Origin of the sequence: Panacibacter microcysteis, from assembly GCF_015831355.1 — a bacterium.
GTDB lineage: Bacteria > Bacteroidota > Bacteroidia > Chitinophagales > Chitinophagaceae > Panacibacter > Panacibacter microcysteis.
Genome location: NZ_JADWYR010000001.1, coordinates 2,782,014 through 2,806,773, shown reverse-complemented (window position 1 = coordinate 2,806,773; position 24,760 = coordinate 2,782,014). Strand labels below are relative to the sequence as shown.

The 24,760-nt window shown below is 42.1% G+C and carries 21 protein-coding genes; 10 read left to right on the top strand and 11 right to left on the bottom strand.

Going from position 1 to position 24,760, the window contains the following annotated elements; all coding sequences use genetic code 11:
* Positions 1-43 precede the first annotated feature (43 nt).
* The 5 genes from I5907_RS11540 (at position 44) to I5907_RS11520 (ending at position 5,996) form a co-directional block, all read left to right on the top strand.
* Positions 44-1,570 carry a hypothetical protein gene (locus tag I5907_RS11540; protein ID WP_196990862.1) on the top strand — a complete coding sequence of 509 codons (1,527 nt, stop codon included), beginning with the start codon at positions 44-46 and terminating at the stop codon, positions 1,568-1,570.
* An 11-nt stretch (positions 1,571-1,581) separates the two neighbouring features.
* The gene (locus tag I5907_RS11535) at positions 1,582-2,562 is read left to right on the top strand and encodes a hypothetical protein (RefSeq protein ID WP_196990861.1); all 981 of its coding nucleotides are present in this window, start codon (positions 1,582-1,584) and stop codon (positions 2,560-2,562) included.
* Between the two features lie 179 nt (positions 2,563-2,741).
* Positions 2,742-3,404 (top strand): phosphoribosylformylglycinamidine synthase subunit PurQ, encoded by a 663-nt coding sequence (gene purQ / locus I5907_RS11530; protein WP_196990860.1) that lies wholly within the window; start codon positions 2,742-2,744, stop codon positions 3,402-3,404.
* Between the two features lie 174 nt (positions 3,405-3,578).
* On the top strand, positions 3,579-4,031 hold the full coding sequence (locus I5907_RS11525) for a protein-disulfide reductase DsbD domain-containing protein (protein WP_196990859.1): 453 nt from the start codon (positions 3,579-3,581) through the stop codon (positions 4,029-4,031).
* 12 nt (positions 4,032-4,043) lie between these two features.
* The gene (locus I5907_RS11520; RefSeq protein WP_196990858.1) at positions 4,044-5,996 is read left to right on the top strand and encodes a protein-disulfide reductase DsbD family protein; all 1,953 of its coding nucleotides are present in this window, start codon (positions 4,044-4,046) and stop codon (positions 5,994-5,996) included.
* Positions 5,997-6,174: 178 nt separating this feature from the next.
* On the opposite strand, the gene I5907_RS11515 is transcribed toward I5907_RS11520, so the two are convergent.
* The 3 genes from I5907_RS11515 to I5907_RS11505 form a co-directional block, all read right to left on the bottom strand.
* Positions 6,175-6,432, bottom strand: a complete 258-nt coding sequence (locus tag I5907_RS11515) for a DUF6814 family protein (RefSeq protein WP_196990857.1) — start codon at positions 6,430-6,432, stop codon at positions 6,175-6,177.
* A gap of 46 nt (positions 6,433-6,478) precedes the next feature.
* A complete protein-coding gene (locus tag I5907_RS11510) occupies positions 6,479-8,011 on the bottom strand; it encodes an MFS transporter (RefSeq protein WP_231402030.1) in 1,533 nt (510 codons plus the stop codon).
* Between the two features lie 380 nt (positions 8,012-8,391).
* Positions 8,392-8,739, bottom strand: a complete 348-nt coding sequence (locus I5907_RS11505) for a 4Fe-4S dicluster domain-containing protein (RefSeq protein WP_196990856.1) — start codon at positions 8,737-8,739, stop codon at positions 8,392-8,394.
* Between the two features lie 64 nt (positions 8,740-8,803).
* Here I5907_RS11505 and I5907_RS11500 point away from each other — a divergent pair, with 64 nt between their 5' ends.
* The 5 genes from I5907_RS11500 to I5907_RS11480 all read left to right on the top strand — a co-directional run bounded on the left by I5907_RS11500 (position 8,804) and on the right by I5907_RS11480 (position 15,171).
* Positions 8,804-9,799, top strand: a complete 996-nt coding sequence (locus I5907_RS11500; RefSeq protein WP_196990855.1) for an acyl-CoA reductase — start codon at positions 8,804-8,806, stop codon at positions 9,797-9,799.
* A 218-nt stretch (positions 9,800-10,017) separates the two neighbouring features.
* Positions 10,018-11,550 (top strand): S1C family serine protease, encoded by a 1,533-nt coding sequence (locus I5907_RS11495; RefSeq protein ID WP_231402029.1) that lies wholly within the window; start codon positions 10,018-10,020, stop codon positions 11,548-11,550.
* 460 nt (positions 11,551-12,010) lie between these two features.
* Positions 12,011-12,196: a hypothetical protein gene (locus I5907_RS11490; protein ID WP_196990854.1), complete on the top strand. Its 186-nt coding sequence runs from the start codon at positions 12,011-12,013 to the stop codon at positions 12,194-12,196.
* Between the two features lie 112 nt (positions 12,197-12,308).
* Positions 12,309-13,931 carry a L,D-transpeptidase family protein gene (locus I5907_RS11485; RefSeq protein WP_196990853.1) on the top strand — a complete coding sequence of 541 codons (1,623 nt, stop codon included), beginning with the start codon at positions 12,309-12,311 and terminating at the stop codon, positions 13,929-13,931.
* 238 nt (positions 13,932-14,169) lie between these two features.
* The gene (locus I5907_RS11480; protein ID WP_196990852.1) at positions 14,170-15,171 is read left to right on the top strand and encodes a Gfo/Idh/MocA family protein; all 1,002 of its coding nucleotides are present in this window, start codon (positions 14,170-14,172) and stop codon (positions 15,169-15,171) included.
* A 2-nt stretch (positions 15,172-15,173) separates the two neighbouring features.
* On the opposite strand, the gene I5907_RS11475 is transcribed toward I5907_RS11480, so the two are convergent.
* The 8 genes from I5907_RS11475 to I5907_RS11440 form a co-directional block, all read right to left on the bottom strand.
* Entirely contained in the window at positions 15,174-16,421 is a 1,248-nt protein-coding gene (locus I5907_RS11475; RefSeq protein WP_196990851.1) for a metallophosphoesterase, read from the bottom strand.
* A 243-nt stretch (positions 16,422-16,664) separates the two neighbouring features.
* On the bottom strand, positions 16,665-17,828 hold the full coding sequence (locus I5907_RS11470; protein ID WP_196990850.1) for a glycosyltransferase: 1,164 nt from the start codon (positions 17,826-17,828) through the stop codon (positions 16,665-16,667).
* A 119-nt stretch (positions 17,829-17,947) separates the two neighbouring features.
* Positions 17,948-18,892: a sulfotransferase domain-containing protein gene (locus tag I5907_RS11465; RefSeq protein ID WP_196990849.1), complete on the bottom strand. Its 945-nt coding sequence runs from the start codon at positions 18,890-18,892 to the stop codon at positions 17,948-17,950.
* A gap of 138 nt (positions 18,893-19,030) precedes the next feature.
* Positions 19,031-19,945 (bottom strand): sulfotransferase, encoded by a 915-nt coding sequence (locus I5907_RS11460; protein WP_196990848.1) that lies wholly within the window; start codon positions 19,943-19,945, stop codon positions 19,031-19,033.
* An 18-nt stretch (positions 19,946-19,963) separates the two neighbouring features.
* A complete protein-coding gene (locus I5907_RS11455) occupies positions 19,964-21,418 on the bottom strand; it encodes an O-antigen ligase family protein (protein WP_196990847.1) in 1,455 nt (484 codons plus the stop codon).
* A gap of 177 nt (positions 21,419-21,595) precedes the next feature.
* Entirely contained in the window at positions 21,596-22,357 is a 762-nt protein-coding gene (locus I5907_RS11450) for a sulfotransferase (RefSeq protein WP_196990846.1), read from the bottom strand.
* A gap of 15 nt (positions 22,358-22,372) precedes the next feature.
* Positions 22,373-23,113, bottom strand: coding sequence for a hypothetical protein (locus tag I5907_RS11445; protein WP_196990845.1), 741 nt, complete (start codon positions 23,111-23,113; stop codon positions 22,373-22,375).
* Positions 23,114-23,122: 9 nt separating this feature from the next.
* Positions 23,123-24,691, bottom strand: coding sequence for an oligosaccharide flippase family protein (locus I5907_RS11440; RefSeq protein WP_196990844.1), 1,569 nt, complete (start codon positions 24,689-24,691; stop codon positions 23,123-23,125).
* Between the last annotated feature and the right edge of the window lie 69 nt (positions 24,692-24,760).

Sequence of the window (24,760 nt, the reverse complement as noted above, 5' to 3'; positions counted from 1 at the left end):
CACCGGCTTATACTTACATTTGTTTGTCTAAACTCATTAATCTATGCTCAGAAATCGTGTGTTGATATTTTTGCTTGCCGTTTTTTCAACCTCAGCCATACATGCACAAAGAATATTTTATTCAGAACCCGATAGAAATGATCAGAAGTCATTGAATTTTGACATCGTAGGCAAGATCAATGATCATTATCTTATTTTCAAAAATTACCGGTCGAGCAATTACGTATCTGTGTATGATAATGAAATGAAGCTGGTAGAAAACGTGACACTCGATTTTGTTCCAGACAAAACACTTGGTACAGACCTTATTACTTATAAAGATCATTTTTATCTTTTTTACCAGTTCCAGCGCCGCAATGTTGCTTACATGATGGCCGCAAAGATCGATGGCAATGGTAAAATAGTAGGTGAGCCTTATGAACTGGATACAACGACCGTAAATTCTTATTCAAACAACAGGATTTATAATGTCATCAACAGCGAAGACAAACAAAAGATCATGCTGTTCAAGATCAACAGCAAAAACAACGACAGGTATGCCCTTACATCTGTGCTGCTTGATAACGAACTAAAAAAAATCAACCGTTCACGGGTATATGTAGACATGCCGGATCGCTCAGATTTTTTATCAGAATTTACACTTGGCAACGATGCGTCGATGCTCTTTCTGCGGGCGGCCGGCACATCAGACAATGATAATCTTACACAGCTTACTTTACTCAGCAAACAGGCGGCAGAAGACAGTGTTTACAGCTACCCGCTCGATATAAAAGATATGTATCTCGATGACGTTAAGATAAAAGCCGACAACGTGAACGGCCGTTACCTTATTACCTCATTTTATTCCAAAACAAAACGTGGCAATATTGATGGCCTGTTTTGCGCACTCTGGAATAAGGCCGATCAATCTTTGGTATACAGCAGCAACACTACCTTTTCGGAAGAAATTCGCAACAGTGCAAAATCTGAAGGAAACCCGAAATACGCCTTCAATGACTTTTACATACAAAACATACTGGTGAAAAAAGATGGCGGTTTTGTAATTGCCTCTGAGTCTTTATACAGCAGTTCCAGAGGCTCTAACTATAACCGCTGGGATTACCTGTACGGCTCTCCGTTTATGAGGCCTTATAACTATTATTACAGTTCGCCTTTTTATGGCGGTTATTATTATCCATGGTCGCGCTTTGGCAACAGTGGTTTCCAGGTGAACAGGTATTATGCAGATAATATTGCCATCATTTCTTTCGATTCGTCTGCGAAAATGCAGTGGACAAACGTTATCCATAAATCCCAGTACGATGATTATACCGACAACTTTCTTGGCTACGGCACCTTAAACACCGGCGGAAGGTTTCATTTTCTTTTTAACCAGCTTGAAAAGAGAACACAGCTACTAACAGATCAAAGCCTTTCGCCAGACGGGGAAATCAACCGCAGCCCCACTTTGCGTAACCTTAGCAAGGAATACCAGTTTATGCCAAAGTTTGCAAAACAGGTAAGTGGCTACGAATTAGTTGTTCCTTGCCAATACAGGAACTACATTTGTTTTGCAAAAGTTGAATATTAAGCGCAAAACAAGTGGTATCAATATTTAAAGAAAAATCAGCGTCGGCAGTTTTTAGTCTTACCGTAGTAAGTATTGGCACAAGACTTTTCTTTTTACAACAACCCCCGGTAATAAACAGCTCATCGGATGATGGGCTTATTTATTGGGTATTAAGCAGGCTTACATTTATGCCGGCTGTTGCCATTGCACTGTTGTACCACGCAATTATCATATTACAGGCGTTGCGGCTCAATTATGCGCTTAACGACCTTAGAATGTACCCGCGGCAGGGTTATACCACTGCGCTGGCATATGTGCTGCTTACGGCGCTGGTACCGGTATGGAACAACCTGTCTGCTGCACTGGTCATCAATTCTATGGTTATATGGCTCCTTTTCAGGATCATGAAGCTTTATAACAGTTCATCGCCGCGTTCACTTGTATATAACATTGGCATGATAGCGGGTTGCACCGTGTTGTTGTATTTTCCATCGCTGCCTGTTGTACTGGTTTCTTTTATAGCCCTGGCGGTTTTCCGGCCGTTCAGGTTTAATGAATGGCTTATACTGCTACTGGGTATTCTTACACCATTCTACTTTCTTGGCGGTTACCTGTTTTGGAACGACAGACTGGAGACAGTGCTGCAACAGCTCCATATTTTTGACCTGCAGATCATACGGCCACCAAATCTGGCTATGAACATGCTTACTTTTTCGCTGGCGGGGCTGGGTATTGTAAGCGGTATCTACCTGTGGCAGGCCAACAGTGGCAGAATGGTAATACAGGTTAGAAAAAACTGGATCATCTTATTCTTCATGGTTATATTGTTTATACCAGGTGTGTATTTTATGAAAAATGCATGGCCAAACGCATTACTGCTGTGTGTGCCCGCCGCTGCTGCTTTTATAGCAAACACATGGCAATACCCAAAGAAAGTTTTTGTACCCGCGCTTTTATTCTGGGCATTTGTGGCCATGATCATCGTTAACAACTGGATTGTGACTAATTTTTAGTTCTTTTTAGCGGTTGAGGCTCTACCTTTGCGCTTTATTTTTTTTGTTGCAATCAGCGTACGCTGATACACCCGGAACTGTAGAAGCATGCACAGGCGTACAAGTGAGTGACACAACCAAAGCTTAATAGTAGCACTACCGTTAAGTTCATCTATAAAATTTAACCTCAATATACACGCATGAAATTTGGAATCGTTGTTTTTCCCGGCTCTAACTGCGACCGCGATATGCAGGATGCATTGCAACACGACATGAATAAAGAAGTACTGATGCTCTGGCATAAAGACAAAGACCTGAGCATGTTTTCTACAGATGATTGCATCGTTTTGCCGGGTGGTTTTTCTTACGGCGATTACCTGCGTTGCGGCGCTATTGCACGCTTTAGCCCTATGATGCAAAGCGTGATTGATTTTGCCAACAAAGGCGGCAAAGTACTGGGCGTGTGTAACGGTTTCCAGATTCTTTGCGAAAGTCATTTACTGCCTGGTGTATTACTGCCTAATGCACAGCAGAAGTTTGTTTGCAAAAACAGTTTTATCATCAACGACCAGCAGGGAAAGGCGCTCAAAATTCCGGTGGCGCATGGAGATGGCCGTTATTTTGCCGGCGAGCAGGTACTGAACGAGCTGGAAGCCAATAACCAGGTGCTTTTTAAATATTGCGATGAGAATGGCAAGATTGATCCTTTGTACAATGTAAATGGCGCCATCCGCAACATTGCCGGTATAAAAAACAGCGGGGGCAACGTTTTTGGTATGATGCCACACCCCGAAAGGGCATCCAACGATCAGCTCGGTAACAAAGACGGCCTGGAAGTGTTCCGCTTTTTGGGTTTGAATTAACAATAGCTGGTGCAAGTATTGAACAACGGGTTACGTATATATGTTTTTATTATGAACCCGGCTTTTGCAGCAACGATGGAGCACCGGTTGCGTCGCACTCCTGTACTGCATAACATGTGGCAGCACGCCGGGTACAGGCAGCGCAGTTATTGCACAAACATTACTTTTTAAATCATGAAAAGACTATTACTCTTTATTACTTTATTCAGCATTTCAGCAGTTGGTTTTAGCCAGTTCAAAGACCCGGTAAAATGGACATTTGCTGCCAAAAAAATTGCTGATAAGGTATACGAGGTTACTTATACAGCCGTGGTTGAAAAACCATGGCACATATATTCGCAAACAACGCCAAAAGGTGGCCCTGTACCCACCAAGTTTTCTTATAAAACAAACCCTTTATTAACTATAAAAGGCATACCAAAAGAAACCGGTAACCTGCAAAAAAAGCATGAAGAGGTTTTTGGTGTAGATGTACAGTATTTTGATAATAAAGTAACGTTTACACAAATAGTGAACGTCAAATCTTCTGTAAAGACGAATGTTTCCGGCACCATAGAATACATGGTGTGTAACGACAGTGAATGTCTTCCGCCAAAGAAAGTTTCATTTGATCTTCCGCTTCAATAATAATCCTGTTGCATGAAAAAAGTTTTGCTTTCTGTCGTAGTGTTATTGACAGCCGTTGTTGCGTTTGCCCAAACTGACAGCTTGCTGAAGTGGCAGATTGCTATAAAACATATCAGCGACAGTACATACGAAATTACAGCCATTGCAAAGGCACCTGAAGGCTGGAGCGTATATGCTATTAACCCATCTGTTGCCGGCCTTGAAGAAGCAATCACGGTCACTTATGATTACGAGAATGCTGCTAATACAGCCTCGATTAATGCAGCGGGAAAAACACAATCCATTACAGACCCCACTTTTGACAATAAACCGGTAGACGTGTATAACGAAACCGTAAACATTACACAACGTTTTGCCATTAGCGGCACCATACCTGCTGAAATAAAAGGCAGGATCGTAGCTTACCTGGGAAGGCCCGGTGAATTTCAAACGGCCGAGCAGGGCTTTACGCTGCCACTCGAAGGCGGAAAGCGTGCCGATGCAAACGCAAACCGGATTTTAATTACCAATGCAGATACAGCCAACCCGCTGAGCAATTGTGGCGAAGCAAAGAAAGACGAAAGTGGAAGCTTACTTACCGTTTTTTTCCTGGGCCTTGCAGGCGGGCTTATCGCTTTGCTTACGCCATGTGTGTTCCCGATGATACCTGTTACGGTGTCATTCTTCACCAAGAGATCGGGCAGCAGGAAACAGGCTGTTAAAAACGGGGTATTGTATGGCTTATTTATTTTTTTGATTTATACACTGGCAAGTATTCCTTTTCACATATTGGGTAATGTGCAACCGGAGATATTCAACAACATATCTACCAATGTGTGGCTGAATGTTGTATTCTTCGTGATCTTTATCTTTTTCGCTATTTCCTTTTTTGGCTTTTTTGAAATTACACTGCCAAGCAGTATTGCCGGCAAGGCAGATGCCAAAGGAAGCCTGGGAAGTATTGGCGGTATATTTTTTATGGCGCTAACGCTGGCCATTGTTTCCTTCTCCTGTACGGGCCCTATTCTTGGCTCTTTACTGGTGGGTTCTTTAAGTGGTGGCGCGTGGGAGCTTACCGCCGGTCTTGCAGGGTTTGGTCTGGCATTGGCATTACCCTTTGCATTGTTTGCTATCTTCCCGCATTGGCTGCAATCGTTGCCAAAGTCGGGCGGCTGGCTTGATACGGTAAAGAAAGTGCTGGCTTTTGCAGAACTAGGCCTGGCCCTGAAATTTTTATCAAATGCAGATCTTGTTATGCATTGGGAGCTTTTGAAAAGGGAAGTATTCATCGGGCTTTGGATCATTATCAGTTTATGTTTAACGCTCTATCTTTTTGGCGTAATACGATTGCCGCATGACTATAAGGGCATGAAAATAGGCAAGGGCAGGAAAGTGGCAGGCGTTGTAGCGATGCTGTTTACGTTGTATCTTATACCAGGTGTTACCTCTTCGGAATATGCAAATCTTAAATTGCTGAGTGGTTTTCCGCCACCATTCTCTTACAGCGTTTATGGCAGGGAAAATGTACACAACAAAGGCCTTGAGGCAACAGTGGTAAATGATTACGGAAAGGCGTTGCAGCTATCCAAAGAACAAGATAAACCCATTATGATTGATTTTACAGGCTGGGCCTGTGTCAACTGCCGGAAAATGGAAGAAAATGTTTGGACCGACCCTGCAGTAAAACAGTATATTGAAAAGAACTTTATCCTTGTTTCATTATATGTAGATGACAGGGCGAAACTGCCCGTTGAACAAAGATTTACTTATACAACCAAAACAGGTTTTGCGAAAGAGATAGAAACGATTGGCGATAAATGGGCAACATTTCAGCAGGAAAATTTTGTGCAGGCTTCGCAACCTCTGTATGTATTGCTTAATGGTAAAGAGCAGGTTTTGAACATGCCTGTAGGTTATACACCCGATGCCGAGGAATACCTTGCATGGCTGAAATGTGGTAAAGAGACATTTGATAAAAACAGGTAGGCCCGGAGCTTACCTGGAACAGGCGGGGAAACAGTATGCTGGAACTGCAGTTGAAGAAAGGACAGAATGATGCAGTGAGTGACACAACAGGCGATGAGGAAAGTGATACTGCCCGCTACATAATTTGTTTTTTTGACAATGCCATTGCTGCAAAGCCGTGGTATTTTTTATGTGCAGCTCATCGTTCTGTATAATGTGCATGATCCGGTGCATCCTGCACAAGATCGTACTCATTTTGCAGCGCATACTTACCAAAAATGAACAGGCCGCCGGAAATGATTGGCAACAGTATAAAGACGATGATGATACCGAATACAAGGTCTTCCTGTTTGCCTGAAGTAAGTTTGGGATAACCGAATTCTGTAAATCCGAAGTAAGCGATGGCCGCGGCCATGGCTATCCAAAGAATGCCAAGGTATTTTTTGATGTTGTTCATGAACGTATAAATTTTGCGAGTTATTTGAGTTGATGCAGCCCTAACATTAATCATCTATTCTTTTGTCTTTCGGGTTAATATAGATCAACCCGATTATAAGGCAGACTGCGGCTACACCTATCGGATACCACAAGCCTTCGAGATACCACTGACCATCTCCTGCTGTTTTGGCGCTTGTTGCCAGATAAGTAGCTACAGCGGGCAGCAATCCACCAAATACGCCATTGCCGATATGATAAGGCAGAGACATGGACGTATACCGGATTTTGGTCGGAAACATTTCAACAAGGAAAGCTGCAATAGGGCCATAAACCATTGTAACAAACAACACCTGCACAAATACCAGCCATATAAGAGACCACTTGTCTTTATTTGTTATGGTAAGCGTGACGGCGGAGGAAATTTTCTGTTTTCCGTCTACCATTTCAGCAACACCATTTTTGTAAGGGATTGTTTTTATTTCAGTGTAGATGGTACCATCTGTAAAAGTTTTTTTGGTGGTATATACAGAATCGAAATCTTTATCAGCACGTTGCATCAAAACTCCGGTTGTGGTTGTTGAAGCAACAACTTCCTGCTTGTTTTTAGCGTTGGTTACCTGGAACATTTTTTCGTACAAAGGGCGATAAGAAACGATTGCGACAAGCATACCCGCCATCATAATCCATTTGCGCCCTATCTTATCGCTCAGCCACCCGAACACAAGGAAAAAAGGTGTACCCATTATCAGCGCGATAAACATGAGACTGTCAACCTGCACCTTATCTATGTTCATTGTTTTTTCAAGGAAGCTCATAGCATAAAACTGGCCGGTGTACCAGATTACACCCTGCCCCATAACGGCACCAAATAATGCCAGCAATACAAATTTGAAGTTGTATTTATTACCAAAACTTTCTTTTAGAGGATTAACCGAAGTTTTGCCCGCAGCCTTGGCTTTTGCAAAGATGGGCGACTCTTCCATGTTCTTACGAATAAGGTAAGACACCAATACCATGAGAATGGACACCCAGAATGGAACACGCCAACCCCAGCTATCGAAAGCCTCCTTGCTCAAAGTGCTTCTGGTAACCATGATCACGAGTAAAGAGACAAACAGGCCTATGGTGGCGGTTGTTTGAATCCAGGAGGTCATAAACCCACGTTTGTCAGCAGGTGCATGTTCTGCAACGTACGTTGCTGCGCCGCCATATTCGCCACCCAAAGCAAGTCCCTGTAGCAAACGCAGGAGAAGTATGAGCACGGGCGCCATAAAGCCTATCGTTTCGTAAGATGGTATACAGCCAATGAGAAATGTAGCACCGCCCATGAGCAATAATGTGACCATGAAAGTGTATTTGCGGCCAATAAGATCTCCAAGGCGGCCAAAAAAAAGTGCACCAAAAGGTCTTACTACAAAGCCTGCAGCAAACGTTGCCAGCGTGGAAAGAAATGCAGCTGTAGGATTACCGGAGGGGAAAAATTTCGTGGAAATAATTGTTGCCAGGCTTCCAAAAATGTAAAAGTCGTACCACTCTATCATAGTTCCAACCGATGACGCACCAATGATGGTAACCATCGGGCTTTTCTTATGCTGCATGTTGTTGTGTTTGGTTGATCGTTATATGGCAATGAGGATCGCTTTAAAGATATTGATGTTTGTGTTTAAAACATCATAACCGGTCAATTATCTGCCGTGTTGCTGTTATCATTAAACGATGGTGTTTATATGTAACGATATGCGGGCTATACCACTATTGCAACAACTATTTAAGGTAAAAAAGTGAAGTAAGATGACCAGGCGGAGAATCAGCAGCGCAAAATAAAAGGTGAAGGATTACTGACCCTTCACCTCTACTACGGGAAATATCACCCGCTTGATAATTGCTGCTTTCGCAACAGTTCTTTGATATATGAAAGGTAGAGATTAAACCTGAAAACAAAAAGATTTCTACCTTAAAATTTCAACTGTTTATTTGGCTAAATATGCATTTTATCTTTCTTGGCCAATAGCTCTTCTACCGTTTCCTGGTACATTTCGTCAGGTACGCAGCAATCGACCGGGCATACAGATGCACATTGTGGCTCTTCGTGAAATCCCTGGCACTCCGTGCATTTATTTGGAACAATATAATAAGTATCTACGCTAATGGGCGCGAAGCGCTCATCTGCGTCTACCACGGCACCGTCCATAAGTGTAAAAGATCCTTTTATGGTTGTTCCGTCAGCAATTGCCCATTCTACGCCTCCTTCATAAATGGCATTATTAGGACATTCGGGTTCGCAGGCGCCACAGTTAATACATTCATCTGTTATTTTTATAGCCATGGTATAGTTAATTTTGAAGTTTATAATATAGACCAAAGATAATTAAGCAGTTTAAATAATTCATATGCAGCTTAAACAAAGAATTGATTTAATGGTTCGTCTGGGCGAATATATGGAAAATGAAAGTTCGGAATTTGCGGCGGTAAAAGAAAAAGCTTTCAGGGAAAATGCATGGTTTACGACACCCTTTATCAATATTGCCATCAACAATATTGTAACCAACTACCTGTCTGGAACATTGCTGGAAAAATGGGTTGACCTATACCAAGTTGCCGGCGAAAATACAAACCCTAAGACTGTTGGCATCGTAATGGCAGGTAACATACCGCTGGTTGGTTTTCATGATATGCTGTGTGTATTTATTACCGGCAACAGGGCTCTAATAAAAGCGTCATCCAAAGACAATGTGCTTATCCATCATATCGTGGCTAAGTTATGTGAATGGAACAACGCCGCAGCTGGCCTCCTTGTATTTGCAGAAACACTGAAAAACTGCGATGCCTATATTGCAACAGGCAGTAATAATTCAGGAAGATACTTTGAGTACTATTTTGGTAAATATCCTTCCATTATCAGGAGAAATAAAACATCGGTGGCCATACTGGATGGTACAGAAACAACCGGACAACTGGAAAGCCTGGCCGATGACATGCAGCTATTTTTCGGCCTTGGTTGCCGGAATGTTACCAAACTTTTTGTGCCTGAAAATTATGACTTCATTCCATTGTTGCAGGCCGCGAAGAAATACGAGACCATACTCGATTTTCATAAGTATAAACACAATTATGATTACCAGCTGGCGCTGCAGATCATGAATAACAAGTTCTATATGACAGGCGGCTCACTCATTTTTGTAGAAAATGAGTCAATTTTTGCGCCTGTGAGCCAGGTAAATTATACTCACTATAAGGAAAAAGTCTCGCTGGAAACGTTGACAATACACCCCGACATACAATGCATCGTCGGTAATAATTTTACCCCTTTCGGCAATGCCCAGTCTCCGGCCCTTAATGATTATGCAGATGGTATTGACACAATGCAATTCCTTACCCGTTTATAGGTCTTTGCGGTTTTATTATCGTAGCTTTAAAGTAAATAACGGCTGCCAAAAAATTAGCGTTGCATTTGTCTTTTTGAAAGAATGACAGAACTACGAGAACTTTCGTCAATTTTATGTTAAAAGGAAATGATTAACAACTGACGATTAAACAGCTTTGTTACTTTGTTATCACAACAGGAATAATATTTGACACATAACGATTAAACAAAAAATTTCTAATGACAATGAAACTCAAAAACATTTTACTGGTGGTTGCCGTTAGCGCAACAACAGCTATTTTGAGTGTTTGGGGCTATGCGAAATACATGGAAAATAATAGCTCTTATGGATTACAACAGCAGGATAACGGTAAACTCCCCGTTAACTATGCAGGCTTCTTTGACAAGGACAATGTACCCGCTGGACCGGTTGATTTTACCGCGGCTTCCACCGCTGCTACACCGGCTGTAGTTCATATAAAAACACGTACCAAAGAAAAACAGGTTACCAACAATAACAGGCGCAGAAGTCCTTTTGGAGATCTGTTTGGAGATGATGATCCTTTTTCAGATTTTTTTGGCGGGCCACGTAGTATGGTCATCCCGGAACAACGCGCAAGTGGCAGTGGTGTAGTAGTGAGCGGCGATGGCTACATCGTTACCAATAACCACGTGGTAGAAGGTGCAGATGAAATTACCGTAACTACTACCAACCGTAAAACATACAAAGCCACCGTAGTAGGCACAGATCCCAACAGCGACCTTGCGGTAATAAAAGTGGAAAGTTCCAATCTTCCTTACATGGTATGGGGCAACAGCGACGATGTAAAACTTGGTCAGTGGGTTTTGGCGGTAGGTTACCCTTTAAATCTTGATGTAACCGTAACCGCAGGTATTGTTAGTGCCAAGTCTCGCTCCATTGGTATCAATAAAGGCGACAGACCTATTGAATCTTTTATCCAGACTGATGCCGCGGTAAACCCCGGAAACAGTGGTGGAGCACTCATCAATACCAACGGCGAATTAATTGGCATCAACTCAGCCATAGCTTCTCCAACGGGTTCCTATGCCGGCTATTCCTACGCAATACCGGTAAACATCGTAAAGAAAATTGTTGGAGACCTTATGAAATTCGGAGCTGTACAACGTGCGTATATTGGTATTTCTTATCCACCAGATGATGTGCCGGAAGAAAAGAAAAAAGAATTGGGCATCAAAGATGGTGAAGGCGTATTCGTAAGTGGTGTGGCCGATGATGGTGCAGCAAAACAGGCCGGCATACAAAAAGGCGATTTCATTACAAAAATCAATGGCAGTATTGTAAATAGCGGGCCGGAATTACAGGAACAGGTTGCACGTTACAAACCCGGCGATAAGATTACCGTAAGCTATGTTAGAAACGGGAAAGAAAATACTGCTACAATCACGCTTAAAAATAAGTCTGGCAATTATGAAGCTGTAAAACAGGAATCAGTGTTAGACGACTTCGGAGGAGCAGAACTGGCAACTGTTGATAAAGCCACCGCACAGAAGAATGACATCAGTGGCGGTGTATTGGTAAAGAAACTGGGCACGGGTATTTTGAAAAATACACGTATGCAGGAAGGCTTTGTGATAACAAGCGTTGACGGGCAGGAAGTAAAAACTGTAGAAGATCTGAAAGCACTTCTTGGCAAAGCACAAGGAGGAACTGTCAGACTGGAAGGTATTTATCCTGGTTATGAAGGCACCTATGGCTACCCGCTCAATTTGAGCAGCAGCGACCAGAAGTAAACAATCATACAATTGATGTATAATAAAGAGCCCCGCATTCGCGGGGTTTTTTATTATATGAATACAGCTATTGGTTAGCCGGCTGTATTACTACTATTAAGCATCGTTGTGTCACTCACTGCAACGGCAACAATACTGGTCAGCAAGAGTGCTGTCGTGTTACGTTACAAACAAGCAGGCGCACTTATGACTGCAATTCAATTTTAAGTGATTGGCTTTAGCTTAAAACCTTATAAAAGAAAGATGCTACCTATTAAGAAATTATATAAGCACTGTTACATTAACGATACATTTACAAAGTCGTTTGCGTCACATGCATAATTTCATTACCTTTGCAGCGCAAATCAGGGAAATGATCATCTTCAACTGATATTTGTCACCACATAGCCAACAGCCCTAACGATCTTACTGCTAACCACAGTGCCTGCCACGAAGAATTTTTACGATTAAAATTAGAATTATGAACAGTAATGTGAACAATTCCATTGTGGTAATGGAAGCAGATGAATTAATGACACTGGTTACAGAAGTGAAAGAAACAGTTGCTACAAACATCAGGCAATTCAGTGCAGCAGATCTTTGGAACATCCAGAGAAACATGAAAACTGCACAAAGGGGTTCAAGAAGAAAAGAGATCAACGCATAATACACCCTTATGTAACCCTAACAGCCGGTTATAAGTAACCGCTTAATTCATTCAAAAAGACCTTCCGCAGGAAGGTCTTTTGTTTTTATTGTGCAACTGTTATCTTCGAAATATGAAATGCAGTATAAAACACTTAACACCAGCACTTATCGCTGCCTTTTTTCTTGCCTTCCTGGGTGCATGCAACAGTGGTAACTCCACAGAACATACAAATAAGCGTGATACTGTTCCGGCATTAACAGAAAAAGATATAACCATTCCCGGTAATTTCAGCAGCCAGAAAACCCTGAAATTTAAAAGTAGCCTTGTAGATTCCTTCCTTGTAAAATTTCCGTTGCTAAAGGTTTACAAAAAAGATATTGATACTTTTTACAACAAAAGAAATTTTGCATTTGCGTGGTATGACAATAATGGTCTTATTGAACAGGCCGGGAACCTTTATAACCGTATGCAGAATATTAATGAAGATGGCTTAAATGATAGCATACCATATAAACAGGCGTTCACTGAGCTGATGAAAAATAATGCGCTGGATAGTTTAAGCACTGCAAATGAATACACTGAATTGATGCTTACGGCACAGTATTTTATTTATGCGCGCAATGTATGGAGTGGTCTGGATGAAAAACAGATGAAAGAACTTGACTGGTTTTTACCACGCAAAAAAGTCTCGTACGAACAACTGCTTGATTCCCTTATATCGGGTAAAAAGATATTGGACACCGCGCCGGTATACCGCCAATATGCATTATTGAAACAACAATTGAAAAAGTACAGAGACATAGAAAAAAGCGGTGGCCTGCCGTCCATAAAAGCAGACCAGAAAACATATAAAACGGGCGATTCTTCTGCAACAGTAGCAGCTATAAGAAAGTTGCTTTTTATGACCGGGGATATGGCTGCTGATAATGGAAATGCATTATTCGATTCTACGCTGGAAACCGGTGTAAAAAACTTCCAGCAACGTTACGGCGAAAAACAGGATGGCGTTATTGGACCAGCCGTTTTAAAACAAATGCAAACACCGGCCGGTGCTATCATAGAACAGATTATCGTTAACATGGAGCGTAGCCGCTGGGTGCCTGTAGAATCTCAAACAAACTATATAGTGGTAAACATTCCTGATTACAAATTGTACGTTTACGAAAACGATACAGTAGCATGGAGCATGAATGTAGTGGTAGGGCAGCCCGCACATAAAACTGTTGTTTTCAACGGCAACATAAAATACATTGTGTTTAGTCCATACTGGAATGTACCTTCCGGCATATTGAAGAAGGAAGTGCTGCCTGGTATAAAACGCAATCCATCTTACCTGGCCAAACATAATATGGAGTGGAACAATGGTGCTGTAAGGCAAAGACCGGGGCCGAGCAATTCGCTGGGCCTTGTTAAATTCCTGTTTCCGAACAGCTATGATATTTACCTGCACGACACTCCTTCCAAATCTTTGTTTGGTGAGAATGACCGGGCATTCAGCCATGGATGTATCAGGCTTAGCCAGCCACAAAAAATGGCAGAATACCTTTTAAGACACGATTCTTCCTGGACGCAACAAAAAATTGTGTCTGCCATGAACAGCGGCAAAGAGCAATACGTAACACTGAAAGAAACGGTTCCGGTATTCATCGCATACTTTACCTCCTGGGTTGATAAAGATGGTAAACTTAATATCAGGAAAGATGTTTACGGCAGGGATAAACGTCTTGCAGAAATGCTGCTGGCAAAGAAATAAGCGCAAAATTTTATTGTTGGCAAGCCATTCTCCAGTATATTCATAACCCGCAAAAAATTTGCATTGCTGCTGTAAGATACATGTGCGTTATAAATACATTTTATATTTCCACATTACTTGCTGAAGGTTATTGCAGAAAGTGCATCGTTGCTGCCACATGCTATACCGTACAAGAGTGCGACGCAACGGAAGCTCAGCAGTAACCGTGCAGCCGGGTTCATAAAAATAATATACTGTTATGCCAACAAATATTCGCTGGGGTATACTGGGCGCCGGCAAAATAGCCAGGAAATTTGCCGCTGATCTTCGTTTGGTGAAAGATGCAGAACTTGTAGCAATTGCATCACGGAGCATCGATAATGCACGTGCATTTGCAAAAGATTATCCTGCCAGGCATTTACATGACAGCTACGAAGCTTTGGTAACAAATGATGAAGTAGATATTATTTACGTTGCCACCACGCATAATTTTCATAAAGAACACACCATACTTTGCCTGCAACATGGCAAACCTGTTTTATGCGAAAAACCTTTTGCCATAAATGCTGCCGAAGCTGCAGAAATGATTGCACTGGCAAAAGAAAAACAAGTGTTTTTGATGGAAGCATTGTGGACTAAATTTCTGCCTCACTTTATAAAGGTGAAAGAAATGGTCTCTGCAGGAAAGATCGGCGAGATTAAAAGTGTGTTGGCAAGGTTTGGTTTTAAACCGACAGAACCGATAGCGCCGCGCATTTTTGATCCGGTACTTGCCGGCGGAACACTGCTGGATATTGGTATTTACAATGTATTTATGGCATTAAGTATTTTAGGAAAACCTGATAACATAGATGCTGTAATGAACCCGGCGCTTACAGGTATAGATGAGCAATGCGCTATTACTTTCCGATATAATAGTGGTGCCATGGCACAGTTGTTTTCAAGCTTTGCTTCCAATATTGCCACAGAGTGCGATATACATGGCACCAATGGCAGGTTTAAACTGGCGCATCGTTTTTACGCGCCGGACACAACAATTGAGCACTACCCGGGATGGATAGACAGCAAAGAAATTATACCTGTGGAGAAAGAAGCAGGCTGGGGTTACCAATATGAAATAAGGCATGCCAGCGAATGCATCAGGAAAGGCCTGAAAGAAAGTAACGTTATGACGTTTGCTGACACTATGCAACTGATGGAAACCCTCGACGAAATACGAGCGAAAGCCGGGATTGTTTATGATGCAGATAAAAGTGTATAACGCTAAGCCAGCTCAATTACTGTTATCTCAGGCATAATACCAACCCTTCCCGGGTAACCTATAAAACCATAACCACGATTAACATACAGCATCTGCTGACCTTCTTTATAAAGGCCGGCCCACTGCTTATAAAACCATTGTACCGGGCTCCATTTAAAATAAGGATTTTCGAGGCCAAACTGCATACCGTGTGTGTGACCACTGAGCATCAGGTTAATGTCAGGGTATTTTGTTCTTACTTCTGCATCCCAGTGAGAAGGATCGTGGCTCATTAAAATTTTGAATGGATATTTTTCTGTGCCCGCATAAGCTGCTGCCATTTTACCATATTTGGGAAATCTTCCAAACGCACTCCAGTTTTCTATGCCAAGCAATGCAACGGATGCACCGTCTTTCTCCAGCACCACATGTTCGTTCATGAGCAATCGCCAACCAAGTTCACCATGAATTTGCTTGAGTCTTTCGAGGTTTGCAGCTTTTGCTGCCTCACTTGGCCATGCAACGTAATCTCCGTAATCATGGTTACCCAGTGTACTGTATACACCGAGTGGCGCCGAAAATTTGTTGAATACATCCATGTACTCATCCATTTCGTCTGAACGGTCATTTACCAGGTCTCCTGTAAAAAGTATGAGATCAGGTTTTTGTTCCATAATTTTTTCCACGCCTTTCTTTACTGCTTCTTTATCGGTAAAACTACCGCTGTGTATGTCGCTTACCTGTATAATACGCAAGCCCCTGAATGCTGACGGCAGGTTGGCAAACGTGAGTTTAAGCCTGCGCACATTATAATTGTACTTGTTGGAAAAACCATACAGCAAAGTAGTAAACAGGCCACCGCCTACGGCAATACCAGCCCACGTAAGGAATGCAGACCTGCTGATGCTGTTTTTCTGCTGCACAAAATCAGCGCCGCTTTTAGGAAATATCTTTGCCATCAGCCACACTGCACCGCGCCGCAAATCATCTACCAGGAAGAAAGTACTGGCAAGCACTTTTGCAAAGAACAAACCAACGAGCATAGCAAATACATAGTTTCTCAGAATGACGTTTGTTTGAAAAGCCTGCACATATGGAAACAACAGAATAGTAATAACACCCGCTGCAGAAATAACCCAATAAATGGTATGTATGATCACTCTGGCTTTCTCGCTGCTATTTTGTGTTACTGTTCTTATGGCCATGAAAACATACAGGTCAATCAGCAACATTACAACGATAACGATCCACCAGCCGCTGGTACTGCGCATAATAAAAACTTTTTACCAAGTTAGTAGAAATAAGCAAAGTATTCTTACACAAACAAAAACGAAACCGAAATGTTTTCCTTATACGTTATTGAAGGCAGGGCATATACGTATGAGCCCGGCAACAGTATTTCATGGTATCGCCTGTTGCGTCGCACTCTTGTACAGTTGAAGCTATATTGGGCAAACGCGGAGTGAGGCGTTTAAAAGATAACAAAAGAGATAAATTTAACTTTACCAGGTACTTTACTTACCCAATTCCCTGTACAAATCAATGATCTCATTTACCTGTTTGGTCAGCGAATAATTTTTAATTACAAAATCCCTCGAACGGTCGCTTTCCACAAAATACTGATCAGGGTTTTGCGTATATGCCACAATTTTATCAGCAATTGCATCGGGGTTAAAATCATCGAACTTATACCCGATGCCTGTAAAATCAAGCTGCTTAATACCACCAACATTACTTATTACCGGCACACAACCACAACTCATTGCCTCAAGCAATGCAAGGGGGAGGCCTTCAAAATCACTGGTAAGCAGGAATATGTCTATGCGTTTATACGCTGCATAGGTATCGGTTAGCATACCCGGCAATTCTATAACGCCTTCGACATTGAGCTCTTTGATGCGCTGCCTCAACAGCTCATCACTTGGGCCATCTCCTACCATCAGGAATTTGATAGCCGGATTTTTTTTGTGTACCGCAGCAGCAACTTCTGCCCAGCGGTCTACACGTTTCTGCGGCCTGAACCTTGCTACCAATCCTATAGTCAACGTTTGTGCAGGGCTTAGCTGTTGCCTGTGTGTGCAATGAAATTTATTGGTATCAATACCATTGAGAATAGTAACGGGGTGGTTGGTTTTGAAGAACCAGCCCTTTTGTATTTTACGGATCACCTCTCCTACTTCGTGCGATACATAAATGACACTATCAAAAAAGCCATACGTCCAGCCGCTGAGGTAATAATTGTATTTACTGTAAAAGTTTACCAGGTTATGCTCGCTATAGATATATTTTGTTTTTTTGCCGGTAAAGAGTTTGGCTACAACGCCCATCCAGCCTGCAACAGGCAGGTGCATGTGTACAATATCGTAATTGCCTTTTTTGATGTCTTTAAGAAAACGCAGGTACTCAAAGAAGAACTTCCAGGTGGTAATTTTATAGAAATAAAACTTATTGATATTTGGCATTACATCATCTTTCAACCCCAGTTTTTTATGATCGAGCACAAAAAGGTCTGATGTAATTTGTTCTTTGAACTCAGGCTGGGCAAAGAATTCACGCAACAAAACTTCTGCACCACCATAGCTGAATACGCGTATTACGTGTGCAACTTTTATCTTTGGTACAAGACCACTGTTTACTGAAGGTGATTGAAAAAAGTTATTGATAAAGTTCAATCGCATTGCTGATGAAGGTTGTGTATGTGTTGAATAGAATTGTTGTTGTACAAGAGTGCGACGCAACGACAGCTTAATAGTAGTAATGTAGCATGGCTCATAATATTGCTTTTGCTTACCGCCTGCTATGCATACTCACCCACAATTTCCATAATTTGTTGCTTTGTCTCTTCTGTGAAGGTTGTCTTCTTCGATGTTCTTGAATTGCGGTTGCTTACAACCATTTCCGTCATATAATTATCTACATATTTTGATTGTGGCAACTGCATATGATGCATTACCTGCTGAATGAATGCCCTGGGGTCTTTTACAAAATCTTCGTAGCGTGTTTCCAGTACATTCAACCCAAGTTTGTTGATCTCGTATTGTGTTGTTTCCATCAGTTTACGATATTGAAACGCCGTGATCAGCGGTGCATCACCTTTCAGCTTTTCTGCAGCCGCTTCCTCTTCTTTGGAGTAGGCGCCAATCCACCAGAGTTTGTCAATACCCATGCGCTGCCAGAAACCAACTTCGAGCCATGAACGCACTGTGGCTATCGGCTCTCTTGCAATACTTACCACAATCAAATCCGGAAAAATGCTGGTGAGATATTCTAACCTTGCAGGCCCGGTAAACTTCATGATCAATCTTTTACGGCCCTGGTATTTTACCTGCTTTGCAAGAAATGAACGGATGTGATGTATTTCTTCAGGCGTAGCTTTTTCATTGAGCAAAAAACCTCGTGAAAAATCGATGCGCTGGCCTGTAACGCTCTCCCAGAAAGCATAACGCTCTATCGGGTTAAAGATGAGCAGTTTTAAAAAAGATCCGAATTGCTGCCGTGTATTTTTACTTACACCAACAAATTTCCAGTACTTCACCAGCCGCCACATTTTATTATCCCAAAAACGACGCAGGTAATTGATCCAGGTAGATTTGGTAAGAATTTCTTGGTAGTTGCTGTGCCATGCAAGATCTTCATGCTGAAAAATGATCTCAGATAAAATAGTGGTGCCACTGCGGCCACTGCCGAAGATCAAAATTGGCCGTTCCAGCAGTTCTTCATACTTTATTTGTTTATCATTCATAAGCGTTTTTTTGTGTACCCGGCAGTTGGGTTATTAATGAAGCTTCTCTTGCGTCGCACTCTTCCACTGTAACAATACTACTCAGCAAACGCGAAGATGGAAGCGTATAAAAAAAGGCTGCAAAGCTTTACTCACTCATCAGCCGTTTACGATCTCGAGTATCTTACGTTTTGTGTCTTCGTCTATTGCGGTTTTATCAGATTTTGCAGAACGGTTGTTCCTGTTTTGCACAGAGATTTTACTCATAAATGCGTTTACTCTTTTAGATTCAGGCAAACCGAGGTGTTGCATCATGTTTGCAATGAACCCACTGGCATCTTTTACAAAATCTTCGTAGCGTGCTGTATAAACATCTGCACCCAGCTTGGCCGTTTCCAAAGCCGTTGTTTCCATTAACTTTTTATACTGGAAGGCCACAAACAGTGCAGGGTTTTTAGCTAACTCTTTCGCCTTTACTTTTTCTTCTTCTGTATATGCACCATCCCACCATAGTTGTTCCGTCATTTGATTGCTCCAGTGTATCTCCAGCCAGGAGCGTACTGTAGCCACAGGCTCCCTGGTGATCTGCACAAACTGCGCATCAGGAAAAACACTGAGCAGGTATTCCATACGTGCCGGGCCTGTAAGTTTAAATGCCAGTCTTTTGCGGTGTTGGTATTTCACCATTTTCGCAAAATGCATACGCATGTGCGCACGTTCGGCTTCGGTGGCGCGTTCGTTGAGTAAAAAACCTCGTGAAAAATCAATGCGGGGGCCGGTAATACTCTCCCAGAAATCGTAGCGCTCTATAGGCCTGAACAATACCTGGTTGACAAGTGATTTGTTATTCTGCGTGTTCATGCCCGTAATGTTCCATAAGCCATTATCGAATGCACGGCGCAGGTAATTAATGGCTGCAGACTTTGGCAACAGCTCCTGCCAGTTACTATGCCAGGCCAGGTCTTCGTGATGCAAAATAATGTCTGATATTACGGTAGTACCGGAACGGCCGGTACCAAATATGATAACAGGCTTTTCCAGCAGCTTTTCGTTTTTCGATAGGAAATCACTCATAAGCAGGATTAATATTGATTAAGCTGGGTGTATGGCAATTGCAGGATCTTTTAACGGATCTGGCAGGCCATGTACTAAATATTTTTTTCGTTTACTAAATGCGTCTTCTATCGGTTTCCGGTACACAACATATGTTGCAAAAACCAGCGTTGAATAATACCACAGTGTAGATTCCCATATACGGCTTACAAACAGACCCGCAAAGATGGATATAAAATAAGCGATACCGGGTGCGGCCAATATGATATCATTATACTTTGCTGCGAACATAAAGTTTCTGTAACTGTGCCATAGAATGACACCTACGTAAATCAGGAAAAATATTTCACCCAGCAGCCCATACTCTACCGCAAACTCAAGGAAGGTATTGTGCATAACGTGCGGGTCTACCTCCTTTGCATATTGGAATGTTGCCCATAAAGACGCAGTTTCATCTCCACCAACACCAAATACAGGGTTGCGGGACACAGCCTGGTAACCTGCCTTCCAATAAGCGATACGCTCACCACCATCCTCTTCTTCTGTCTGATAAATAAAACGCTCGATAGTGGGCGAATCTTTAAATATGTAACCGCAGGCACCGGCTACCACAACGGCTGCCGCAACGATTAATACCTTGGCACCCCACCGCAAATTCCACAAGGCAATAAACCCGCCCAGGCAACCGAGAATAACAAAGTTGAGCAACCCGTTTCTTGAGGCGATATTCATGATTACAAACAACAGACAACCCAGGCCTGCAAGGTTTACAAAGCGTTTGAACAAAGTTGACTTAGGTTCGAATATGCCTATATACAACATAACACCTAATGCATTCATGTTTGAGGAAAAGTCTCCGTGGTGCGCATCGCCAAAGTGAAGCGTATCGAACTTTTCTGTTACGGCACCAAACAACAGCATATCAACTAACACCAGTGCTATAAGATACGCCGCCATGTCTTTTACAAGTGTAAGCCCGCGGTAAAGTAATTCTTTATCGCTGTTGATAAGCACTTTCAGGTACATGAAAAAGAAGATGAGCTTGATGATCTTCATAAACATTTTTACGTAGATGAAGATGCCCAGTTTCATGTATAACGCCTGGGAAACATAACGCTTGATCTCGGGATGTGCGCCCCAGGTGATCATGCCTGAAATGACGAATACACCGAAGAAAACGTATAAAAGCGACAGCTTAAATGGTACTTTTATTTTATTGCGGGTAATGATATCGTACAAAAAGAATGGCAGCGCCACAGCAATGGCATAGGTCTCTGCTTTTGATGAAGCATCATCTGAAACGAATGAACCTTCGATACAGGCAATAAAAATAAACACCGGTACAACATATGCCCTGTCCAGGAAAATAAGTGGTGCAGCTACTGCAATAAGATAGATGGGATCATCCATCATCATAGACACCGAGCAAGAAGCAAGTATGGCAAAATTGGCTATCCAATACCACGCATCTTTCAATTTTAAAGTCATTGCCATAAAAGAATTTTTTCGATAATCTTTATGCAGTTTTACTGCTTACGGTTGTTTAAGTTGCACTATCGCTATACGCTTCAATCTTCGCTTTTGCTGCCTGGTGTTTCAACAGTACAAGTGTGCGACGCAACCAAAGCTTCATAGATGTGCTGCAGCCGGGCTCACAAAAATACTGATTGTCTAATTTAACCAGCCGGCATAATTGGTTTGCTGTAACGCCTTTTCGAGTTCTTCGTAATTCTCTATACCTGCGCGCCAGTCTTTTGCGCCTACCTTTTGCAAGGCCGGCGGAATAGCGATCATATCTACCTGCAGGAAACCAAAAGTTTGCTGCAGTATATTGTTCCAGTTTGCAAAATCTTCATAATAAAGTACCAGCCGGTTCATACCTTCTGTTTGCTGAAGCAGCTTTTTATTGGCTTCTTCCAGTGTACGAAGCCATGCCGTAAATTCCGCTACCGGTATTTGTAATTTTTGCTTTTGGGTGGTAGTGCTATCAGAGTGATACACTTTTGTTTCCCTGCCCCGGTAACGCGAAAGTGCTGTTTCGAAAATATTTTTGCGCACCAGCACGATTATTTTTACATCATTGTTTTTTATGTATTGCCAGATAGCCGGATTTGATTTAACCTGCGACTGCATGAGCTTAAACCCCCTGGCGGTTTCTGCGGCTTCTGTTGCAGTATAAAAAGCATCGAGGTGCTTTTTTATTTTGTTCTGCATACCAATATTGTTCAGCGCTTTATTCACTTTCATGAGCATACCGCGGGCTGTTCCTTTACCCAGGTAATTTTTGAAAGGAAAATGCCACTCTGGATGGTGTATTTCGTTGTTGGTATGAAAAATTTCACCGGCTACAAAAACCTGCGGATGTTCATCGAGTGTCTTGGTTAACACCGTTGAACCGCTTCGCTGCGTGGTGAATATGATAAAATTGGTCATGCGATGTATGTTTGTTTAATCGAGAAAATGTGCATAGTTGTTTTGTTGCAGCCATGTTTTCATTTCATCATAATTCTCGATCATATCTTCCAGTTTATCGGGGTTTAGCTTCTTTGATACCGGCGCAATTTTGTTGTCAGGAACATTGATAAAATTCAGCACCTTATTCATTGTTGCGTCCCAGTTATCAAATTCTTCGTAGGTTATTTTTAAGCGGTCCATTGAAGCAGTTACCTGCTCCAGTTGCTTATTGAAAGTGTCGATCTCGGCCATTTTTTTGCCGAGGGTGGTAAGATCAACTTTAAACTTAGGCAGCTTCTCTGTGCCTGCACCACTGTTGTGGTAAACACCTGTATGTCTTGCCCTGAGGTCAGACAAAGTATTCTTTAACAAGTTTTCGCGCAGCAAAAGGATAACTTTTACATTATTGTTCTTTAAATAACCGGTAATGCCCGGCAGGTAAGCCGTTTGAAAATGCATGAGTTTAAACCCTTTTGCCTTCTCTCCTCTTGCAGCGGTAAAAAACCTGTTGAGAAAAGATTGCAGGTTCATCCACATATTAGGGAAATTGAGCAGGTAGATTGCTTTTTTGGGCAAGGGAAGTTTCCAGAATTTAAAACTGCATTCGCCATGGAACTGTGTACCACTCAACAGGAATATTTCTCCTGCACAAAAAATATCAGGGTGTGTATCCAGCGACTTAACCAATAAAGTTGAGCCGGTGCGCGGCGTGGTAAAAACAATAAATTTCGTCATGCAGGAATATTAATCGTTCAATGGTTCTGTAACGGTTGGAATATTGTTTTCGTTTTCTATTTGCTGCTGTTCTCTCATGCGTTTCTTTTTGCCACCGCCACCTTTGCCACCTTTCTTCACCATTTTAACCATCTCTTTTTGCATATCAGCTACATCCTGGCCAAGTAAAGTGGGTTTTTTCAGGAAAACAAACAGCACAAATGCACCCAACACGCAGGTAACAATTATAAATGACAGCACCTGTTCTTTTAAAACGTAATCGAGGCCATAATAAACGGCATATGCAGGCAAAACAAAAACCACAGACAGCCATAACCCGTTTTTAAAAGGATGCAAAATCATTTTCTGCCAGCCTTCAGGAAATACCCTCTTTTTGATCGTGATCAACATTGCCACATAATTAAAGACTGCCGCCAGTGTAACTGCTGTAGATATGCCGGTGAGACCGTTTTTGTCAAACAACCAACCTATATATATACCTACACACAATACAATGGTATATTGAAATTTTCTGCCTGCATTTCTGAAGACCAGCTGCTTTGCTCGCATAAGTGCATCTGCTACTTTTGTGGTAATCCTGAAAGGAAGCGAAATGAACAATATCTGCATTGGCACAATTGCATTTAACCATTTGTGCCCGAGTAAGATTAAGACAATAGGTTTACAGAAGACTACACCAAATACGCTGATGGGTACAAGCAAAGAATTGGAGAAAGACATACCACGCAAAAAGAACACATAGAGCTTATCCATTTCGTCCTGCATCTTGGCCATAAATGGCATCATGATTTTCTGAATCATGTCGCCAATATAACGTACCGGTAAATTGGTATACCTGTAAGAGCGTTCAAAGGCGCCCAGTAATGCAATGCTTACCAGTTTACCAATCTCGAGCATAATACCAAAACCGCTTACAAAATTGTTTAAACGAATCAACGTTAAACCCGCACCATAGCCGGCAAGGTCTTTCCAGTGGCGCAGTGAGGCGCCGAGTTTTAAAGGTATTGGCTCAATGATCCATACCATGATCAGCCTTGCAGCATTGTAAAAGAGAATAGACCACACAAGCGACCAAACACCATAGCCATACATGGCCAGTGCAACACCTAATATGTTAGAAGCAAATAAGCTTAAACTATCACTGTAGAAAACCTGTTTAAAATTGAAGTTCTTCTGCATCAGGTTGTAAGAAGATGAGCCAAGAGATAACAGGATGAAACTAAGACCCAATACCCGCAGAATCGTTACCAGTTCGGGCTTATCGTAAAAGGTGGATATCCACGGAGCGGTAAAATACAGTATAACATAAAGCAAACCAGATACCACGAGGCTGAAATACAACGCAGCATTTTTATGCTGGGGTTCCACCTCTTTTCTTTGCAGCAATGCATCGCCCATACCGGCTTCAGAAAAGAAGCTGGCAAAGTTTACAAAAGCATTGGTAATGGCCATTAAACCAAACTCCACATCGCTTACATAGCGGGCCAGTATTGCATTTGCACCGATTTGAGACACCAGTACAACAACAGTATTCAGCACCTGCCATATACCTGTTTTTACGAGCTTTTGTTTATTCACTCCCATAAGATTGTTCAGTGGTTATTAAGCTTTACAGCTTACAAAACAAAGTTGCCCTTTCGGGCAAGC

Bases quoted from the DNA above. Each gene is read 5' to 3' on its own strand.
- I5907_RS11465 (WP_196990849.1), bottom strand. From the start codon at position 18,892: ATGAATGATAAACAAATAAAGTATGAAGAACTGCTGGAACGGCCAATT.
- I5907_RS11525 (WP_196990859.1), top strand. From the start codon at position 3,579: ATGAAAAGACTATTACTCTTTATTACTTTATTCAGCATTTCAGCAGTT.
- I5907_RS11505 (WP_196990856.1), bottom strand. From the start codon at position 8,739: ATGGCTATAAAAATAACAGATGAATGTATTAACTGTGGCGCCTGCGAA.
- I5907_RS11475 (WP_196990851.1), bottom strand. From the start codon at position 16,421: ATGCGCAGTACCAGCGGCTGGTGGATCGTTATCGTTGTAATGTTGCTG.
- I5907_RS11495 (WP_231402029.1), top strand. From the start codon at position 10,018: ATGACAATGAAACTCAAAAACATTTTACTGGTGGTTGCCGTTAGCGCA.
- I5907_RS11460 (WP_196990848.1), bottom strand. From the start codon at position 19,945: ATGAGTGATTTCCTATCGAAAAACGAAAAGCTGCTGGAAAAGCCTGTT.
- I5907_RS11490 (WP_196990854.1), top strand. From the start codon at position 12,011: ATGAACAGTAATGTGAACAATTCCATTGTGGTAATGGAAGCAGATGAA.
- purQ (WP_196990860.1), top strand. From the start codon at position 2,742: ATGAAATTTGGAATCGTTGTTTTTCCCGGCTCTAACTGCGACCGCGAT.
- I5907_RS11480 (WP_196990852.1), top strand. From the start codon at position 14,170: ATGCCAACAAATATTCGCTGGGGTATACTGGGCGCCGGCAAAATAGCC.
- I5907_RS11510 (WP_231402030.1), bottom strand. From the start codon at position 8,011: ATGCAGCATAAGAAAAGCCCGATGGTTACCATCATTGGTGCGTCATCG.
- I5907_RS11515 (WP_196990857.1), bottom strand. From the start codon at position 6,432: ATGAACAACATCAAAAAATACCTTGGCATTCTTTGGATAGCCATGGCC.
- I5907_RS11520 (WP_196990858.1), top strand. From the start codon at position 4,044: ATGAAAAAAGTTTTGCTTTCTGTCGTAGTGTTATTGACAGCCGTTGTT.
- I5907_RS11540 (WP_196990862.1), top strand. From the start codon at position 44: ATGCTCAGAAATCGTGTGTTGATATTTTTGCTTGCCGTTTTTTCAACC.
- I5907_RS11445 (WP_196990845.1), bottom strand. From the start codon at position 23,113: ATGACGAAATTTATTGTTTTTACCACGCCGCGCACCGGCTCAACTTTA.
- I5907_RS11470 (WP_196990850.1), bottom strand. From the start codon at position 17,828: ATGCGATTGAACTTTATCAATAACTTTTTTCAATCACCTTCAGTAAAC.
- I5907_RS11485 (WP_196990853.1), top strand. From the start codon at position 12,309: ATGAAATGCAGTATAAAACACTTAACACCAGCACTTATCGCTGCCTTT.
- I5907_RS11500 (WP_196990855.1), top strand. From the start codon at position 8,804: ATGCAGCTTAAACAAAGAATTGATTTAATGGTTCGTCTGGGCGAATAT.
- I5907_RS11455 (WP_196990847.1), bottom strand. From the start codon at position 21,418: ATGGCAATGACTTTAAAATTGAAAGATGCGTGGTATTGGATAGCCAAT.
- I5907_RS11450 (WP_196990846.1), bottom strand. From the start codon at position 22,357: ATGACCAATTTTATCATATTCACCACGCAGCGAAGCGGTTCAACGGTG.